Source organism: Nitrospirota bacterium (genome assembly GCA_016219645.1).
Classification (GTDB): domain Bacteria; phylum Nitrospirota; class Nitrospiria; order Nitrospirales; family Nitrospiraceae; genus Palsa-1315.
Genome location: JACRLR010000018.1, coordinates 313,330 through 330,931, shown reverse-complemented (window position 1 = coordinate 330,931; position 17,602 = coordinate 313,330). Strand labels below are relative to the sequence as shown.

Genomic DNA, 17,602 nt, shown 5'->3' with positions numbered 1-17,602 from the left:
TCTGATGAGGACCCGGTGCGCGAATGTCCATCAGGGCCCGAACCCGAACAGGGGTTCACCACGAGGCCGAATATATGCGTGCAGTCAGACCCTATCGCCATGACCCGTGACCTTGCACCGGAGGGGGAGTCCATATAAGCACCCTGCTAATATTTCGCCAGCCAGGTTCCCGGAGCGCGATACACAACCGGAAGCCCCCGAAAAAGTCCCTGCGCCAAATCAGCGTTGTACCAAACCTCTATCACAGTCCCGCTGCTTATCGACGTCACTCCTTGTCCTGCCAGCAGGGCCCCGTACAGGCGAGCAGATCGTTCAATCCTGACCGCGCCAGCCGCATACAGCAGGCCATTGACGTGGATACCGGACAATTGAACCGGCAGCCTTGCACCCAGCGACTCTGTCCCTGCCGTAGATGGACTGAGGACGGAAATTGACTTCCCCCCCGCAGGAGGCCTGAGCACCACGTGGCCTTGCACGGCTAGAAGCGCTTCGACGTAATCCGCATTCAGCACCAGCGTTCCCATATTATCGGCATTGGGCGGTTGTCCATCGACCGTATCGATGAAGACTAGTCCCCGTTGGTCCCCTGTAGCTTGGGATTCCAGCGCCTCTGCAGGCGTGATTCCCTGGTCAGAGTCCGAATCTCCATATGGATGGAGTTGCCCCGCATGATCAAGGTGATAATAGGTTCCCCAGCGTAGCGCGATCTTCTTGAGCTGGTCATACTCCCACCGGTCGAGCCTCACCCCTGGCGTCGGATATTGTTGCTGGTGAACATTATCAGGCAGCGGGGGATTCGCGCCTTGGCCTGCGGGAGGGGCGATGACGGAAACCGCCCCTCCGATCCAATATTCCGTCCAACGATCCTGGGCAAATGGCATCTGGTCATATGATTGATTGGTGACAGGGGCTGCAAGATTTTTGAGCGCCAGGTCCTCGACTTGCTGCACCACGAGATCGCCCAATACCCGCAGATCGCCCCAATGGACCATGACAGGAGATTCACTGCCTGGCTGTGGAGAACCGAGAGCCTGCCCAACTTGCACCGCTGCACGAATCGCAGGGATCGACAGGGCGCCAAGCTGAAGCTGAACCGTTCGCGCAACCGGCCGGTGATCGACCGTCGTGGCTGTGACCTCGACTGTGCTCAGCAAGCCTGGCTGTAAGGGGCCATACATTCTCACCATACTGATTCGACCAAGCCCTCCGAGGGAATTGTGGAAGCCGTTGGGCGAACCATTTAATAGCTGATCATCCATCTGGTTGGCTGCATCAAGTAAGAGATCGGGGTGATCCGCGGTCCCGACAAACTGCGAACGCCCGGCTGCATCGAAGAAAGAGGGCCCGCTCGCTGGGTCACCTTGACGCTTGGCGAGCAATCCGGCAATGACTGTTGGAGTACCTGAGGAATCGTGAAACCAACTCATTACGACATCCGCTGCACCTTCGGCCAGCTGTTGCGCGAGATTGTCTTCTTTCATGGCACTGACGCCCGGTCCATCCTGACCAGCTAGATACAAAGACGTCATGCCGACGATGCCCAGGAGCAAGATCAACATGAGCGCCCCAAGAAGCACATGGCCTCTGTCGCATGGATTCATGAGTGTCGATCTGCAGTTCTCTCTCGTCCCCATATCCTCACTCCCGATCTTATGTCCTGAGACTAATTTCCCGGACTGCGCGAATTACTCGATCGGACAACATCGCCTCAATGACAACGAGCTTGACGAGCGCTGGCTGCGTCACCGCCTGGCCGTTTTCATCCCAGTAGGAAAACCGCACCTCCTTCACATCTTTTACTAAAACACTCGCGCCGCCATCGACCTGCCGAAGCAGCCTAAGAATCCCCTGGCCATCGCGACGGCTGTAGTATCGGACATGATTCAGGAGGACAACAAAAGCCCCGTTTGGAATTGCCCTAGTCAGCGGCTGAGTTACCGTGAGCAGATACCGTTGGCCATTACGAGCCAAGGTGAGCGTCTCGCAACCTTCGACCCAACAGGCCATGATGGTATTCCGATCATCCCACCCTCGCCCGTCCTCGACCGACAGGGCCGTTTGACCAAGGGACGCCCCTGCCGTGACTCTGGTTGAGAGGCCCTGCAGATTCGCCGAAAACTCCACTGTGTCCTGAGCGGCAGTGGTGAGAGAGCCGGATCCTGCAAGCCGTAATTCTTGCTCAAGGACTTCTAAGCCAAGGCGAAGATCCTGCTCCTGCGCGATCTCATATTGTTGCTTCATAAACCGTTGTTGGAAATAGGACAGGGACTGAAGCGTGGCGCCAAGAACAACCAGGCCGGCTGCGGTGGCAAAGAGCAGCTCGGTCAAGCTGATCCCAGCCTCCCTCCGAATTCCATCGTAGGTGCTTGCTGTGCGGTTTCCTGCCTGCATCCTGCCTATTCCCGTCAGCGCCACGTTATTGACTTCCGACGAACACAGGATTAGCCCGCAGGGTACCGACTCGTACTTCATGCTGGCCATCATCGGCTGTGTAGACTGCGCGAGCTTCCATGAGGACATGCCCTGAGGCAGAAAACGAACCGGAACGGCTCGGCGTCACGGTCCAGATGAGGTGGACGCCATCCTGGTCCCAACGACCGGAGTACACTCCATCACCGGCCATCACATCGCCATCTGCTCCGTCATCATGCATCACAACGTCAGGGACACCATCGTGATTCAAATCATCCAGTAAGAGACGATCCCATCGCACAGATCGTTTCGCTTCAATCCGAGATTCCGCCATCGCGAGGGCCCGCGTCGCCACCATACCAGTCCGAAGACCCCGTTCTGCTGCCAGAAAGGCCCCCATAGCACCGGCCAACCCGATCATCGTCAACGCCATGGCCACGAACACTTCGGCAAAACTGGCTCCGCCTTCTGCACGGCATAATCGATCTTGCGTCATGAGATGGACACTTTTCCGGTGATGCTCACTGTGAACGTGGTTTCCCGGCCCTGACTGTCTCGCACACGAATGGTTGTGGGGGTTGCCGATCGACCGCTGGGATAAAAGAACAGCTCGGGACCGGAGGTTGGCTCCTCCACGACCACTCCCTTGTCCGCATAATGATAGATGTCGAGGATCTCCTCGACATCTCCACGTCGAAGCGTGATCGTGCGGCCCTCCCGATCGAATATGACGCGAAGGCGCTCCCGCCTGGCCATCGCCAATTGCCTGGCCAGCCGAAGCTCAGAGGCGATCTCCGAAGTGGCGCTGCGTGCCTGAACTCTTGCGGTCATTGTCTGATAACTCGGCCAAGCTAACGCTGCCAAGAGGCCCGTGATTGCCAGCACGGTGAGAACCTCTGTCAGACTCCAGCCTTGTTCACGAATGTGTAGTTCTGCCGACATGTCCCTCCCTCACAGAAACATTCTTCCTATCATGATGAACCTGGCCTCCAAGACCCATGCCCATCTTGATCCATTCCCAGACGACGGAATGTATTGAGCGAACGCGGCCACAATTCTCTGCAAGATCGCGCAGTCTCGCGTCGTCCCGAGGAATTATCAAAAATGATCGGGTCACTGACCTGAACAGAAAATAAGCGGGAAACGAGTAAAGCACTTCACTATTTAGATACAGGGATTCGTCCGAAGAGATACAGGAAGGATGTCAGTCTGCCCCACCAAGCAGACCTTGATACCAATCGAGGAGAGGCTGGGCAAAAAACATGGAGAGGAGAGCGCCCAACACAAGGAAGGGACCAAAGGGAATATAGTCATCACGCTTGATGATATGCAGAGCGATCAAGCTGATGCCGATGATAGAACCGGTGAGCGAACCGATCATGATGGTGAGAAGCGCTGGTTTCCAGCCAAGAAACGCACCGACCATAGCCAGCAATTTGATATCGCCGCCTCCCATTCCCTCTTTGCCGAAGAGATAGGGACTCAGCCAGGCCAGGAGCCAAAGGATACCGCCTCCCACAGTGAGACCAAGCACCGAATTGATCACACCAACCGGCAAGACGGTCACTGCGCCAAGAAGTCCAACCACCATCCCTGGAAAGGTAATGACATTGGGGATTATTTTATGAGTGAGATCCGTTCCAGTGACCACGACCAACCCAGAAAACAACAGGGCATAGAGGACAGACGTCCAGCTTGGGCCGAAGAACCATAAAATTGTAAGATACCCAAGGGCATTAGTCGCTTCAACGAGCGGGTATCGTATCGAAATCGGCGCGCGGCATGCCCGACAGCGTCCAGCAAGCCACAGGTAGCTCAATAGAGGAATATTGTCATAGAAGTTGATTGCATGAGCGCAAGAGGGGCAATGGGAACCTGGCCAGACGATCGATTCGCCTCGAGGCAGCCTGAAGATGCAGACATTGAGAAAACTGCCGATCAGGGCGCCGAGGGTTCCGACTACGAGATAGAGAGCCCCTTCATACATAGGCGACTCAGAAACAGGCCCAGGATTGGACCATGCTGGCCCCTTCGCATGCCAAATGAAACAAATTAGGTAGCTTCACTGGGGCCAGGATCCCATAGTTTACTTATGGTGAGAGAGTTCTTTATAATCGCTGCCTGCTCGGCGAGGGTATATTCTTGCACCCATACTCGTCAGAGTGAATTATACCGTACTATTTTTTTCGTCAAAGGAGAACAAGATAATGGCACGGACCGCAAAGTCGAAAACCAGAACTTCCTTGGCCAATCTCACCCCACCACCTCGCAAGAAGAGGCCTGAGTCGCTCACAAGCCGGGAACAGGAGATCCTGGAATTGATATGGGCCGGGTTCAAAAACAAGGAAATCGGTCAACGACTCAAGATCAGCGTCAAGACCGTCGAGGCGCATCGGGCCAACATGATGAAAAAGATGCGCGTGTCGAACACCGCTCAACTGCTCAAATCCGCGATTCAAGACGGGACGATCAAAGTTCGGTAGGCCTCACCGCTTAAACGGCGCCGCCGCGTCGCTGACGGACCACTTCGAATAACGCGACGGCCGCTGCAGCTGAGACATTCAGCGACTGGACGCGGCCCTGCATCCGGATCCTGATACGGTCGTCGCATTCCCCCAACACACTAGAACGAATCCCTTCCCCTTCGCCACCAAGCACTAACGCAATCGGCCCGGTCAGGTCGATATCGGTATGGAGCTTTTTCGCCTGTGGATCCAATCCGTAGACCCACAGGCCTGTCTCTTTGAGGCTCTGAATCAAACGAATCAGGTTGCCCACGCGTCCGACGGAGATGTGATCGAGCGCCCCAGCTGATACCTTTGCCACCACTGATGTCAGGCCGACTGCACGGCGTTCCGGAATGAACACCCCGTGGACACCAGCTGCTTCGGCCGTCCGCAAGACCGCGCCCAAGTTGTGGGGATCTTCAACTCCGTCAAGGAGGACGAGAAATGGTGGCTCCCCTCTCGTCTTCGCCTGCTCAAGAATCTGCTCAGTCGTGTCGTAGAATTTCGCCGCGATGAGCGCGATCACTCCCTGGTGGTGTCCGCTCGGCACCAATCGATCGAAGACAGGCGGAGGTTCAATGTGGACGGGGATCCGCTTTGCCTTGGCAAGATGGAGAAGGTCCGCAAACTGTCGATCAGTTCGCAGCATGAGCAGCCTCTGAAGCGGCCGAGAGCCGGCGCGCAAAGCCTCACGCACGGTGTGCAGACCATAGATCAGTTCTGGCTGACTATCGCTTCCACCGGCTGGTGCCGTCAGGCTTATCTTCGATGACGATACCGTGGGAGGCGAGGAACTTCCTAATCTCATCGGCTTTCGGAAAGTTCTTCTTCTTTTTTGCATCGAGACGCTCCGCGATCTGTTGTTCGATCTGCGCTTCCGAGAGTTCAGTCTCGGGTGATACTTGATCAACCTTGACGGTTGGTGGAAAGGGCGTCAGTTTCAGGTGCGCGACGCCTGGCGTCACAACTTTGCCTCCTACAAACTGCCACTTGTCCGATTGGAACAACCCCAACACATTGCCCAGCGAACGAAATTCCTCTCTGGCGATCTTTCGTGCCTCAGTCGAGAGGCCCTTGTCTAACAGTTTATTCACGTCGCTTCGCAATCTCTGTAGTACTGCGATCGCCACTGGCGTATTGAAATCGTCGTCCATGCCTCTGTTGAACATCTCGCTGGTGAAACCAACTGCAAACTGGAGATCATGGTCGGTCTCTGTCGAACCTTGCCCTGTTTCGGCCAATCGAGTGAAGAGATCGTAAAACCCGTTCAACGCATTCTTCGCTTCTTTCAAACTTTGCTCTGAAAAATCCAGTGGCCCGCGATAATGAGTCGAGAGGAGGAAATAGCGTAAGATTTCGCCCGTGACATCCTCCGACCATTCTGACTTCTCAAAGATCTCTCGAATCGTGAAGAAATTTCCAAGAGACTTTGACATCTTCTCCTTGTTGATTTGCACGAAGCCGTTGTGAATCCAGTAGCGCGCGAATTCTTTCCCCGTCGCGCCACAGGACTGCGCGATCTCGTTTTCATGGTGCGGAAAAATCAGATCCATCCCCCCGCCATGAATATCGAACGTCTCACCCAAATGCCGCATGGACATGGCGGAGCATTCGATGTGCCAACCCGGACGCCCAAGGCCCCAGGGACTCTCCCATGATGGCTCACCTGGCTTGCTCCTTTTCCAGAGGGCAAAATCCATCGCATGGCGTTTCCGTTCATCCACCTCCACTCGTGCACCGGCTTGCAAGTCTTCCAGCCTACGTTTAGAGAGGCGGCCATAGGTCAGGTATCTGTCGACCTGGAAATAGACATCGCCTGCCACGTCATAGGCGAGACCTTTCTGAATCAGCCGGCTGACCAACTCAATGATCTCGGCCATATGCTCGGTCGCTTTCGGCTCCGCCGTTGCCCGTTTGATCCCGAGCTTGCCCATGTCGGCGTCGTAGGCCTCGATGAACCTGGTCGTAATCGTTTCGCAGGAGACGCCTTGCTCGTTCGCTCGCTTGATGATCTTGTCGTCAACGTCTGTGAAGTTCTTGACGAATTCAACATGGTAACCGGTGAACTCGAGATATCGCCGGATCACATCGAACACCAGTGCGCTGCGCGCATGGCCAATGTGGCAATAATCGTAGACGGTCATGCCGCAGACATACATTCGAACGAACTTCGGCACGAGTGATTCAAACGGCTCCTTTTTCCCGGTGAGCGTGTTGTGGATCGAAAGCATGGGCCGGTTACAACTCCGGAGTGACGCGGCGTTTCGGCCAATGGGACCAGAGAAAATAACCCACTGCGATCGCCAGGCAGAGGCCTATCACGATGTCGAACTGATGGAAGTAGTCTCTCAGATGCTCCCATTGCTCTCCCATCTTCACGCCGATATAGGCCAACAGATAGCACCAGGGTAATGCGCCGAGAAATGTGTAGAGCATGAACCGATAAATACTCACGCGGGCGATACCGGCCGGCAACGAGATGAAGGTCCGGACGACCGGAAGCATTCTGCTGAAAAATACGGCCGCATCGCCATATTTGGCAAACCACCGATCGGCCATCTCGATGTCTTTTCTCGACACCAACAGATAGGGTCCATATCGCTCAACGAAGGGCCGACCACCCCACACACCGGCGTAGTAGGCCACAACCGACCCGGCAACATTCCCGAGAGCGCCGGCCAATGTCACACCCAGCATCGTGAACTGCCCCGTCGTCACAAGATACCCGGAAAAGGGCATGATGATTTCGCTGGGCAATGGAATGCAGGCGCTCTCGATAGCCATGGTGATAAAGATACCGGTGTAACCGAATGTCGAGATCGTCGACACAACAAACCGGCTGAGCTCTGTAATGATCGCTTCGATCAGATTCCCCACAGACCTAACCCTTCTGTGTGCCCTTCATCTTTTTCGATGTAGCCGCCCGGCCCTCATCTGGCCGGCACAGCGTTTCCCACTTCCGGAATCGATCCAACACCCCATGATTCGTCGTATCGAGATGAATCGGGGTGAGGGAAACCGCCCCTTGCTCAAGCGCCTCATGGTCGGCATCCTTGCTCCTGCTCCAGGACACACGGGTGCCGGCAATCCAGTAGTAGGTCCTGCCGTGGGGATCGACTTTTTCAGTGATCGGGTTGTCGAAACGCCTCCGGCTGAGGCAGGTGACTCGGACTCCAGTGATCGACTCGAAAGCCCGATTGGGAATATTGAGATTGACGAGCGTTTCATCCGGCAAACCCTCTTTCAGAATCAAGCGAGCAATACGCATGGCATATAGGGCTCCTGCACTAAAGTAAAAATGCTCTTTGCCCTCCTGGGACACAGCCATGGAGGGGACACCGAGGATCGTCCCTTCCATCGCCGCCGAGACTGTCCCGGAATACAGCACGTCATCACCGAGATTCACACCTTTATTGATACCTGACACAAGAAGGTCTGGCGGTGACGGCATCACCTTTAAGAGCGCCAGATTCACACAATCGACCGGCGTTCCATTCACCGCATAGGTCCTTGCTCCAAGCTGCTGCACTCGTAATGGTTTATGGAGTGTCACGGCATGCGCCACAGCAGTCCTTTCTCGATCCGGCGCAACGACCCACACTTCACCCATCTTCGACAAGGCCTTCGCAAGCGCCGTCAAACCAGGCGAGTGAACTCCGTCATCATTGGTGACCAGAAAGCGTTTCGGAGGACCAGGCATAAAAAAAGCTGCGCGAGGCAGCTTCCTTTTTGATGGTTACGGACTGAGCGCGGAGAAGCGATGAACTGAATGTCCTCTGCCTCTCAGCACTCAGAACTCATCGCTCAGCACTGTGATTAATTGGTCGGGGCGAGCCGATTTGAACGGCCGACCACTCGCACCCCAAGCGAGTACGCTACCGGGCTGCGCCACGCCCCGACAGGTTCTATTCAGTTTCACCATCGTCCCGTATTGTCTCCTTGGAGGCAGTCGGAATGCAACCGGCTCGGAAGAGTCGAAGCCGGAGCATCGTCAGTCGGAATGCGACTCCAAGATTTTGAGAATTGCTTTGAGATTTCCTCGTAGTTTCTGCGCGAGTTCTTTAGGCCCGACTTGTTGGTTCGACACCCTGCCTCGTCTGGTCCAGTAACGTTTGACACCCGCGAGTGTATACCCTTCTTCATAGAGCAACCGCTTGATTTCCAAGACTGTTTCGACTTCTCGCCGGACATAGAGCCGCTGATTCCCACGACTCTTCTTCGGCTTGAGAAATGGGAACTCTGACTCCCAGAATCGCAACACGTAAGCCGGTAGCTTGGTAATCTGGCTGACTTCGCCGATTTTATAAAAGACCTTGCTGCCCAGCCTGGGCTCGTTCCCCATGACCGGTCCTCGTGGCGGGATGAGTTAAGGTGATTGAATGAGGCTATGAATTGACGTATTTCTTAAATACTTGACTGGGACGAAATGTCACGACACGACGGGGCGTAATTCCTATTTCTTCACCGGTCCTTGGATTCCGGCCTTTCCGTGCTCCTTTACTCCGTACCACAAAGTTTCCGAATCCGGCAATCTTGACCGACTCCCCCTTATGTAACACGGCTTTCAACATATTCAGCACAAGTTCGACGATATCCGCTGCTTCATTTTTTGAAATACCGACCTGCTTGTAGATTTCGTTCGCAATATCTGCCTTCCTCATGCTCTCCCCTCCGACACCGACACAAACCTTTCGAACGATCGCCAGTGAACGTCTTATGAAATATCGGCGGTTTCGCTATAAGTTACGTGAGGTTATACGGCCTGTCAAGCAGAAAGATAGCGAGCTAGAGGTCTCACTCACTCACTCACTCATTCATCCTGGGCAAGCAACTTATATTCGATGCTGTCGGCCAGCGCTTGCCAACTCGCTTCCATAATGTTCTCAGACACGCCGACAGTGCCCCATTTATCTTTGTGATCACCCGATTCGATCAACACCCTCACTTTGGATTCTGTTCCTCGATTAGCTGACAGGACTCGCACTTTATAGTCCAGCAGCTTGACTTCTCGAAGCTGGGGATAGAACTTTTCCAATGCTTTCCGCAATGCATGGTCGAGCGCGTTGACTGGACCTGCGCCGACTGCTGCCGCATGTTCCACTACCTCGCCGACTTTCACCATCACGGTAGCCTCCGATGAAGAGGCACCGTGGTCCTGTTTTTTCTCAACAATTACTCGAAATCCCAGAAGTTGGAAAGAGGGCCTATGCGTCCCCATTGCTTTCCGCATGAGTAATTCGAAGGAACCTTCCGCCGCTTCAAACTGGTAACCCTCACTTTCACGCTCCTTCATGGTATCGATCAGTTCCTGCACTTTGGCATGGTCCTTGTCCAATTTGATCCCATAGGCCTCGACTTTCTCCAGCAAACCGCTCCGACCTGCCGCGTCCGATACCAACATACGTTGACGGTTGCCGACCGACTTTGGGATCACATGCTCATAGGTCGCAGGATTCTTCAGCACCGCATGGATATGGACCCCTCCCTTGTGGGCAAACGCTGAATCCCCCACATAGGGTTGGTGTGTATTGGGCATAAGGTTCGCGATCTCGGTGACGAATCCCGAAACTCGCTTTAGATGGCTTAACCGGTCTTTCAAAACCGGACGTTTCATCTTCAGTTCGAGATTGGGAATGATCGAACAGAGATTGGCGTTGCCGCATCGTTCACCAATTCCATTAATCGTCCCCTGCACCTGTACCACACCGGCTTCGATCGCCACCAGCGAATTCGCCACGGCCATTTCGCAATCGTTGTGGGCGTGAATCCCCAAGGGCACAACACACTCACGCCGAACGACCTGGCAAATCTCTTTGATTTCCCACGGCATCGCTCCGCCGTTGGTATCGCAAAGAATCACCCGCTCAGCCCCGGAGGCTACGGCTTGGCGAATGGTCTCTAACGCGTAGTCCGGATTGGTTTTGTATCCGTCGAAGAAATGCTCCGCATCGTAGAACACCCTTCGACCTTTCGATCGAAGATGGGCCACAGAATCGCTGATGAGTTCAAGATTCGTTACCAGTGAAATGCCGAGCGCATCGGTCACGTGCAGGGACCAGGTTTTTCCAAATACCGTGATGATCTTCGTTTCCGCTTCTAACAACGCCTTGATATTCGGATCCTTCTGGACGGCGTTGCTGGCTTTTCTGGTCGACCCGAATGCCACCACCGCCGCTGTCTGCAAGGGGACAGTCTTGATCATCCGAAAAAACTCGATGTCTTTGGGATTCGCTCCCGGCCATCCACCTTCAATGAACTGCACGCCCAGCCCATCTAGCTGTTGGGCCACCCGAACCTTGTCTTCGGCTGAAAAGGCGACATCCTCGGCTTGAGCCCCGTCCCGTAAGGTTGTGTCATAGATTTCCAGGGCCGGTGGGCGGGCGGAAGGACGAGGAGTGCCGGACAACGTGGAGCCGGCCGAGCTGCCTTGTGAAGACCGTGGTGGTGAAGATTTTCGAGCCATACGGAGAACGATACCAGGAGCAGGACAAACCTGTCGAGACCCACATCGCAGAAATCCGCTACTTTGCAGCCTGATCCTCTGCCGGTGACTGATCCAACCCGAACGCGGTATGGAGCGAACGCATTGCGAGCTCCGCATACTTTTCATCAATGACACAGGAGATCTTGATCTCCGAAGTGCTGATCATGAGGATGTTCACACCTTCATGGGACAAGACTTCGAACATCTTGGCGGCAACCCCTGAATGGGACCGCATCCCGACACCGACCAGCGAGACTTTCGCGATCGCCTCTGTCACGGCAACGGATTTGGCATCGATCCCTTTCGCTACGTCCTGAATCAATGGCAGGGCCTTCTTGACGTCCACCCGTGGAATCGTGAAGGAAATATCCGTCATGCCGGACTGACTCATGTTCTGGATGATCATGTCAACATTGATGTTCGCCTTGGCTACTGGCCCGAACAGTTGAGAGGCGATACCCGGTTTGTCCGGCACACCCACAATCGTGATCTTGGCCTGATTCCGATCGCCGGTGACTCCAGATACTGCAACCGCTTCCATATCCTCATCTTCACGCGTCACAAGCGTCCCCCTTCCTTCCTTAAAGCTGGAATTCACCTCCACCGGCACATTGAACTTTGCGGCGAATTCGACGGAACGGCTCTGTAGGACTTTGGCGCCCAAACTGGCCATCTCCAGCATTTCTTCATAGGAAATCTTCTCAATTCGTCGCGCCGCCGGCACAATGTTGGGATCTGAAGTGTAGACACCGTCGACGTCGGTAAAGATGATGCATCGATCGGCCTTCAGAGCCGCCGCGAGGGCAACTGCCGTCAGGTCGGAGCCGCCACGTCCCAACGTCGTCACATCCGACTGTTCATTGATCCCTTGAAAACCGGCAACCACTGGGATGACTCCGTTGCCCAATGCCTCGCGGATTCGATCGGCACTGACCCTGGTGATACGCGCTTTCGTATGGGCGCTGTCGGTCATGATCCCGACTTGGCGTCCCGTAAAGGATTGGGCATCAAGCCCCCGGGCCCGTAACGCCATCGCCAACAAGGCAATGGTCACCCGTTCTCCAGTAGACAGGAGCATGTCGAGTTCTCGATCATCAGGCAACGATGTGACTTCATGCGCTAACCGGAGCAACCGATCCGTTTCGCCGCTCATTGCAGACAGAACAATCACAAGGCGATGACCATTCTTATGAGCTTTCTCGACGCGATCAGCCACGCGGTGAATCCGCTCGATCGTGCCTACTGACGTCCCTCCATATTTCTGGACAATGAGCGACACGACCGTCAGGATCCTTTTGCAAACAGCCGCACCACGAACTTCGTCGCATCGCGAGGAGGCAGGGTCGAGGCCCGAGCATCCGTCTCGGTAAATCTCCGCCCAGCCCCGCTAGAGGGAGTTGCCGCACTGTCCCGATAGGCGAAGAAGCAGGGACTTTCCGCTGCCTGCCTAAGATGTGCATTGCCCCCATCGCAGCAAACCACGATACGATGGGATCCCAATTTGGCCAGCCCCTCGAGGAGCGGCCCTATCAATTCGCGATCGACCGCTTCGATACCCTTCACCTTGGCAACAACATCCAGCCCATAGACAACCGCGTCCGGCAACCCTACGTAGACATAAGCAAAGTCCTTTTTCTTCAGCTCATCCAGAGCGACCGCCGCGTGGATACAAAGATCCGCCCCTGCCAATCTTGCACCGTCCACCGCTTCGAGCCCGGCCATGATGCCGAGTCCGCGATGGACATCGCTCTGCGAAATCACCACGCCGGACACCTTGAACCGCTCAGGGAGGCTAGGCCAAAGAACGGCCTTGCCTTGCCCCCAGAGCCAGAGACAATTGGCCGGCTTCTGCCCTGCCGCATGACGTTCCTCGTTGAGGGGATGATCGCGCAAGATCTGAAACGAGGCGTCCATGAGCTTCCGAAGAATATCGGACCCGTCTCCCGTCGGCAACGCATCGGCAATGGACCGGCCGACCAACAGCTGTGGATCTGTGCAGGCTGCTCGCGATTTCCCATCGACCCACACCATGAGATGACGGTGGCCTAATCCGGGATAGAATTGGATCATCTCGGATCCGAGCTGTTCATTGATCGCCTCGACCAATTCACGGGCCTCTTCCGTCGAAATCAGGCCTGCAGTCGCATCTTCCATTGCCACATGCGGTCCAAGCTTCTTGATCTCGTTCAACCCTCCTTTACTCCCTGCCTGGGCATCTGCCCGCAATGTAACCATCGTACAACGATAGACGACATCATGCTCGCCAATGGCAACCCCCAGGCTGGCCGCTTCGAACGGGCCTGGTCCCTGGTAGTATTTCTTGGGATCGTATCCAAGAATGGTAGTCCCCACCAGACCGCTCCCCTGCCGCACACCCTCGGGCGCTGCGGCCAGAAGCCCGATCTCTCCACCTTGCACGAGGCGATCCAGGTGAGGGGTTGAAGCAGCTTGAAAAGGAGTCCGCCCATCCAATTCCTGCCGAGGGCGGTCTGCCATCCCATCGACATGGAGAATGACATGCTTCATCGGAACCCTGCGCTCATGATGTGTGCACCTGTAAAAGACGAGCGACATCCTCCCGCGTCGCTCTAACGGTTTTCGGTTGGGGCGATACGCTGATCGCTGTGTCGGCATCTTTCAATCCATGGCCGGTCAATGTACAGACCACCGTCTCACCTTCACCCAAACTTCCTTGTTTGCTCAACTTCATCACCCCGGCAACCGATGCCGCAGACGCCGGCTCGCAAAAGACGCCCTCCGTCGCGGCAACCACCGCATAGGCCCGCAAGATTTCTTCATCCGTCACCGAGTCGATGGCTCCCATCGATTCCTTCACAGCAATCGAAGCCGCACTCCAGCTGGCGGGATTACCGATCCGGATAGCCGTGGCCACGGTCTGTGGATTTTCCACGATGCGACCGAGTACGATAGGCGCTGCACCGGCTGCCTGAAATCCGATCATACGAGGCAACCGCGTGGATTGATTGGCAGAACAGTATTCCTGATACCCCTTCCAATAGGCAGTAATGTTACCGGCATTCCCCACCGGCAGCACATGAATGGCTGGGGCATCTCCAAGTTGATCGCAGACCTCCATCGCGGCGGTTTTCTGTCCCTCGATCCGATAGGGGTTGAGCGAGTTGACCAGTTCGATGTGATGAGTCGCCGACAATTCCTTCACGATAGTCAAAGCCTGATCGAAATTCCCTTCAATCTGAATCACAGTGGCTTGGTGCATCATGGCCTGGGACAGTTTTCCCATCGCAATCTTCCCGGCAGGAATCAACACGTAAACCTCCAGTCCAGCCCGTGCTCCATAGGCTGCAGCGGAAGCAGATGTATTTCCCGTGGAGGCACAGATTACCGCCTTGGCTCCGGACTCGACGGCCTTTGAGATCGCCATCGTCATTCCGCGATCCTTGAAGGACCCTGTCGGATTCATGCCTTCGAATTTAAGATAGAGGTCAATGCCGGGAGCGATCTGTCTCGCCAACCTTGTCGCCCTGATGAGAGGAGTGTTGCCTTCACCGAGCGTCACGACCGGGGTGCGATCCGTTACTGGCAGAAACTTCCGATACTCTTCGATGACACCACGCCAGCGCTTCATCGCATTACTCGTCCTTGCCCTCGACCCTGATCAAGGTTGTCGGCTCTGAGATAAAGGCCATGCGATCGATCGCTCGCAGTGCCGTTTGCACATCGCGCTCCCTGGCGGTATGGGTCTTGATGACGACCGGGACCGTCTGCCCTTCGCGCCGCCCTTGTTGAAGTACAGACGAAATACTGATCTCGCACTGTCCCAGTTCCCCTGCAATTTGGGATAAGACACCGGGGCGGTCCAACACCATGAAGCGGAGGTAATACAGTGAGTTGATTTCTTCCATCGGCCGCATCCGAAGTGGACGACGCTGGTCCGGCTGGAACGAGGCGGGCGGCACTCGACCAACCGCTCCCTTCAACAGATTGCGCGCAATGGCCATGAGATCGCCGACCACCGCACTGCCGGTCGGCATGGACCCAGCACCCCGGCCATAGAGGACCACATCGCCCACGGCATCGCCGACAAGTTGAATGGCGTTGTACACTCCCTCAACTTGAGCTATCGGAGACGAGGAAGGCAGCATCGTGGGATGCACTCTGGCTTCGACTTCATTGCCGACCAGCTTGGCAATACCCAGCAACTTGATCGTACAGTCGAACTCTTTAGCATAGGCAATATCGAGCGGCGTAATGTGGGTGATCCCCTCGGTATAGATATCTTTCACATTCACTGGCGTTCCATAGGCCAACGACGCCAGGATCGCTAGCTTGTGGGCCGAATCGATACCGGCCACATCGAATGTCGGATCCGCCTCAGCATATCCGGCCTGTTTGGCTTCGTCGAGCACCAGCTCAAAGCTCTGGCCGGCACGGGTCATGCGCGAGAGAATGTAATTGGCAGTCCCGTTGATGATCCCATAAATGGATTGGATCGTATTCGCTGCAAGCCCTTCCCTCAGCGCCTGAATGACCGGAATCCCCCCACCCACACTCGCTTCGAAGCCTAGGTCGACACCAGAACGGGAAGCCGCCGCAAATATTTCTTCTCCGTGTAACGCAAGCAAGGCCTTATTGGCTGTCACGACGTGTTTGCCTGCCGCAATGGCTTCGAGGATAACGCGTTTGGCAACATCGCAGCCTCCGATCAACTCGATCACGATGTCGATCGAGGGGTCGGTGAGAACCTGCTTCGCATCGGTCGTGAGCAGGCCAGGCGGCAGAGCCAGCCCTCGGTCGCGTACTACGTCGAGGTCGGCAATCCGAACGATCTCGATGGGCACACCAATTCGGCGGCTGATCAAGGCGGCATTCTCCATGAGAATCTTCACGACGCCTGTCCCAACCGTTCCGAACCCGATGATACCGACGCCCACGCGTGAAATCATTCTTCTGCACCCTCAAGCTTCAGGGCTTTGCGAATGCCTCGAATAGCCTGTTTTGTGCGATGTTCATTTTCAACAAGACCGAACCGCACATACTCGTCTCCGCCTTCACCGAACCCAATCCCGGGCGACACGGCTACTTTCGCCTCCCGGAGCAGGAGCTTTGAGAACTCTAACGAACCTAGATGTCGATAGGGCAGGGGGATTCTGGCCCAAACGAACATGGTCGCCACAGGCTTATTCACCTGCCAACCAATGCGATTGAGCCCGCTCACCAACACATCACGCCGCTTCTGGTAACGCAACACGGTCTCCTTGACACAATCCTGTGGTCCATTCAGGGCAATGACGCTGGCAATTTGCAAAGGCTGGAAAATACCGTAATCCAGGTAGCTCTTGATCTTGGCTAAGGCCCCGACCACCTCGCGATTACCACAGCAAAATCCTACGCGCCAGCCAGGCATATTGTAGGCCTTGGAGAGAGTATAGAATTCGACACCGACATCCTTGGCCCCGTCAACTTGTAAAAAACTCGGCGCCCTGTATCCGTCGAACACGAGATCCGCGTAGGCCAGGTCATGGATGACAATGACGTTATGTTCTTTGGCGAAGACGACGATTTTCTTAAAGAACTCGAGGTCAGCCACGGCTGTGGTGGGATTATGTGGAAAATTGATGACCAAGATCTTGGGCCGTGGAAAGGTCTGGCGATAGACCTTCTGTAACTCGCTGAAGAAGTCGCTGTCTGGGCGCAACTCAATTCCTCTGACTTCTCCTCCTGCAATGATGAAACTGTACATATGAATGGGATAGGTTGGCGTCGGTGTCAGCACGACATCGCCTGGCCCGATCAAGGCCAACGCCAGGTGTGCTAACCCTTCTTTGGAACCGATCGTAACGATGGTCTCGGTTTCAGGGTCCAGATCGACATCGTAATTCCGCTTGTACCATCCTGCGATCGCATGCCGCAGTTTCGTAATTCCTCGAGAGGCGGAGTACCGATGATTTTTCCCCTTGCGCGCCGCTTCGATCATCTTTTCAACGATATGACTCGGCGTCGGCTGGTCAGGATTTCCCATTCCGAAATCGATAATGTCTTCGCCCTGTTGACGAGCCGCCAGCTTGAGGCTCTGGACCTGGGCAAAAACGTAAGGCGGTAACCGATTGATGCGATAAAACCCGTCGCCTAATCCCACCGAATCCCCTGTCTGTAATCTCTGCATACGAGGAGGCGCTGAGGGATTGCCACCTCTGTGTACCACGGAGGCTTATTCTAA

General features: G+C 55.3%; 18 protein-coding genes and 1 tRNA gene. 1 reads left to right on the top strand and 18 read right to left on the bottom strand.

The genetic code is table 11. From position 1 onward, the window contains the following. Positions 1 to 146: 146 nt before the first annotated feature. The 5 genes from HZB34_08395 to HZB34_08375 form a co-directional block, all read right to left on the bottom strand. Positions 147 to 1,559, bottom strand: a complete 1,413-nt coding sequence (locus HZB34_08395) for a hypothetical protein (protein MBI5315975.1) — start codon at positions 1,557 to 1,559, stop codon at positions 147 to 149. Positions 1,560 to 1,650: 91 nt separating this feature from the next. Beyond that, positions 1,651 to 2,472 carry a hypothetical protein gene (locus tag HZB34_08390; GenBank protein ID MBI5315974.1) on the bottom strand — a complete coding sequence of 274 codons (822 nt, stop codon included), beginning with the start codon at positions 2,470 to 2,472 and terminating at the stop codon, positions 1,651 to 1,653. Continuing rightward, on the bottom strand, positions 2,417 to 2,908 hold the full coding sequence (locus tag HZB34_08385; protein MBI5315973.1) for a hypothetical protein: 492 nt from the start codon (positions 2,906 to 2,908) through the stop codon (positions 2,417 to 2,419). The genes HZB34_08390 and HZB34_08385 overlap by 56 nt, the downstream gene beginning before the upstream one ends. Next, positions 2,905 to 3,354, bottom strand: a complete 450-nt coding sequence (locus HZB34_08380) for a GspH/FimT family pseudopilin (protein MBI5315972.1) — start codon at positions 3,352 to 3,354, stop codon at positions 2,905 to 2,907. Before HZB34_08380 ends, HZB34_08385 begins: the two co-directional genes overlap by 4 nt. 262 nt (positions 3,355 to 3,616) lie before the next feature. Then, on the bottom strand, positions 3,617 to 4,399 hold the full coding sequence (locus tag HZB34_08375) for a prepilin peptidase (GenBank protein MBI5315971.1): 783 nt from the start codon (positions 4,397 to 4,399) through the stop codon (positions 3,617 to 3,619). Positions 4,400 to 4,619: 220 nt separating this feature from the next. On the opposite strand from HZB34_08375, the gene HZB34_08370 reads away from it, so the two are divergent. Beyond that, on the top strand, positions 4,620 to 4,895 hold the full coding sequence (locus HZB34_08370) for a response regulator transcription factor (GenBank protein ID MBI5315970.1): 276 nt from the start codon (positions 4,620 to 4,622) through the stop codon (positions 4,893 to 4,895). Positions 4,896 to 4,905: 10 nt separating this feature from the next. Here HZB34_08370 and rlmB read toward each other — a convergent pair whose 3' ends face one another. The 13 genes from rlmB to alaC form a co-directional block, all read right to left on the bottom strand. Beyond that, on the bottom strand, positions 4,906 to 5,637 hold the full coding sequence (rlmB, locus tag HZB34_08365) for a 23S rRNA (guanosine(2251)-2'-O)-methyltransferase RlmB (protein ID MBI5315969.1): 732 nt from the start codon (positions 5,635 to 5,637) through the stop codon (positions 4,906 to 4,908). Positions 5,638 to 5,647: 10 nt separating this feature from the next. Further along, the gene (locus HZB34_08360; GenBank protein MBI5315968.1) at positions 5,648 to 7,150 is read right to left on the bottom strand and encodes a cysteine--tRNA ligase; all 1,503 of its coding nucleotides are present in this window, start codon (positions 7,148 to 7,150) and stop codon (positions 5,648 to 5,650) included. A 7-nt stretch (positions 7,151 to 7,157) separates the two neighbouring features. Continuing rightward, positions 7,158 to 7,703, bottom strand: a complete 546-nt coding sequence (locus tag HZB34_08355) for a DedA family protein (protein ID MBI5315967.1) — start codon at positions 7,701 to 7,703, stop codon at positions 7,158 to 7,160. A gap of 97 nt (positions 7,704 to 7,800) precedes the next feature. Further along, positions 7,801 to 8,619: a 5'/3'-nucleotidase SurE gene (gene surE / locus HZB34_08350; GenBank protein ID MBI5315966.1), complete on the bottom strand. Its 819-nt coding sequence runs from the start codon at positions 8,617 to 8,619 to the stop codon at positions 7,801 to 7,803. A gap of 121 nt (positions 8,620 to 8,740) precedes the next feature. Beyond that, positions 8,741 to 8,817, bottom strand: a tRNA-Pro gene (locus tag HZB34_08345). 93 nt (positions 8,818 to 8,910) lie between these two features. Continuing rightward, entirely contained in the window at positions 8,911 to 9,261 is a 351-nt protein-coding gene (locus HZB34_08340) for a MerR family transcriptional regulator (GenBank protein MBI5315965.1), read from the bottom strand. A gap of 43 nt (positions 9,262 to 9,304) precedes the next feature. Then, positions 9,305 to 9,580, bottom strand: a complete 276-nt coding sequence (locus tag HZB34_08335) for an integration host factor subunit alpha (GenBank protein ID MBI5315964.1) — start codon at positions 9,578 to 9,580, stop codon at positions 9,305 to 9,307. Positions 9,581 to 9,729: 149 nt separating this feature from the next. Further along, on the bottom strand, positions 9,730 to 11,382 hold the full coding sequence (locus HZB34_08330; protein ID MBI5315963.1) for a citramalate synthase: 1,653 nt from the start codon (positions 11,380 to 11,382) through the stop codon (positions 9,730 to 9,732). Between the two features lie 58 nt (positions 11,383 to 11,440). Continuing rightward, positions 11,441 to 12,682: an aspartate kinase gene (locus tag HZB34_08325; protein MBI5315962.1), complete on the bottom strand. Its 1,242-nt coding sequence runs from the start codon at positions 12,680 to 12,682 to the stop codon at positions 11,441 to 11,443. Between the two features lie 5 nt (positions 12,683 to 12,687). Beyond that, positions 12,688 to 13,929 carry a phosphoglycerate mutase gene (locus HZB34_08320; GenBank protein ID MBI5315961.1) on the bottom strand — a complete coding sequence of 414 codons (1,242 nt, stop codon included), beginning with the start codon at positions 13,927 to 13,929 and terminating at the stop codon, positions 12,688 to 12,690. A gap of 13 nt (positions 13,930 to 13,942) precedes the next feature. Beyond that, positions 13,943 to 15,010 (bottom strand): threonine synthase, encoded by a 1,068-nt coding sequence (locus tag HZB34_08315; protein MBI5315960.1) that lies wholly within the window; start codon positions 15,008 to 15,010, stop codon positions 13,943 to 13,945. A 4-nt stretch (positions 15,011 to 15,014) separates the two neighbouring features. Further along, positions 15,015 to 16,328 carry a homoserine dehydrogenase gene (locus HZB34_08310; GenBank protein MBI5315959.1) on the bottom strand — a complete coding sequence of 438 codons (1,314 nt, stop codon included), beginning with the start codon at positions 16,326 to 16,328 and terminating at the stop codon, positions 15,015 to 15,017. Continuing rightward, the gene (alaC, locus tag HZB34_08305; GenBank protein MBI5315958.1) at positions 16,325 to 17,548 is read right to left on the bottom strand and encodes an alanine transaminase; all 1,224 of its coding nucleotides are present in this window, start codon (positions 17,546 to 17,548) and stop codon (positions 16,325 to 16,327) included. The genes HZB34_08310 and alaC overlap by 4 nt, the downstream gene beginning before the upstream one ends. Positions 17,549 to 17,602 lie beyond the last annotated feature (54 nt).

What these genes read in the sequence shown, in the direction of transcription:
- HZB34_08340 (MBI5315965.1), bottom strand. Translation starts at nt 9,261, where the DNA reads ATGGGGAACGAGCCCAGGCTGGGCAGCAAGGTCTTTTATAAAATCGGC.
- HZB34_08330 (MBI5315963.1), bottom strand. Translation starts at nt 11,382, where the DNA reads ATGGCTCGAAAATCTTCACCACCACGGTCTTCACAAGGCAGCTCGGCC.
- HZB34_08360 (MBI5315968.1), bottom strand. Translation starts at nt 7,150, where the DNA reads ATGCTTTCGATCCACAACACGCTCACCGGGAAAAAGGAGCCGTTTGAA.
- HZB34_08375 (MBI5315971.1), bottom strand. Translation starts at nt 4,399, where the DNA reads ATGTATGAAGGGGCTCTCTATCTCGTAGTCGGAACCCTCGGCGCCCTG.
- HZB34_08380 (MBI5315972.1), bottom strand. Translation starts at nt 3,354, where the DNA reads ATGTCGGCAGAACTACACATTCGTGAACAAGGCTGGAGTCTGACAGAG.
- HZB34_08370 (MBI5315970.1), top strand. Translation starts at nt 4,620, where the DNA reads ATGGCACGGACCGCAAAGTCGAAAACCAGAACTTCCTTGGCCAATCTC.
- alaC (MBI5315958.1), bottom strand. Translation starts at nt 17,548, where the DNA reads ATGCAGAGATTACAGACAGGGGATTCGGTGGGATTAGGCGACGGGTTT.
- HZB34_08385 (MBI5315973.1), bottom strand. Translation starts at nt 2,908, where the DNA reads ATGACGCAAGATCGATTATGCCGTGCAGAAGGCGGAGCCAGTTTTGCC.
- HZB34_08355 (MBI5315967.1), bottom strand. Translation starts at nt 7,703, where the DNA reads ATGGCTATCGAGAGCGCCTGCATTCCATTGCCCAGCGAAATCATCATG.
- HZB34_08335 (MBI5315964.1), bottom strand. Translation starts at nt 9,580, where the DNA reads ATGAGGAAGGCAGATATTGCGAACGAAATCTACAAGCAGGTCGGTATT.
- HZB34_08310 (MBI5315959.1), bottom strand. Translation starts at nt 16,328, where the DNA reads ATGATTTCACGCGTGGGCGTCGGTATCATCGGGTTCGGAACGGTTGGG.
- HZB34_08315 (MBI5315960.1), bottom strand. Translation starts at nt 15,010, where the DNA reads ATGAAGCGCTGGCGTGGTGTCATCGAAGAGTATCGGAAGTTTCTGCCA.
- HZB34_08320 (MBI5315961.1), bottom strand. Translation starts at nt 13,929, where the DNA reads ATGAAGCATGTCATTCTCCATGTCGATGGGATGGCAGACCGCCCTCGG.
- surE (MBI5315966.1), bottom strand. Translation starts at nt 8,619, where the DNA reads ATGCCTGGTCCTCCGAAACGCTTTCTGGTCACCAATGATGACGGAGTT.
- HZB34_08395 (MBI5315975.1), bottom strand. Translation starts at nt 1,559, where the DNA reads ATGTTGATCTTGCTCCTGGGCATCGTCGGCATGACGTCTTTGTATCTA.
- HZB34_08390 (MBI5315974.1), bottom strand. Translation starts at nt 2,472, where the DNA reads ATGAAGTACGAGTCGGTACCCTGCGGGCTAATCCTGTGTTCGTCGGAA.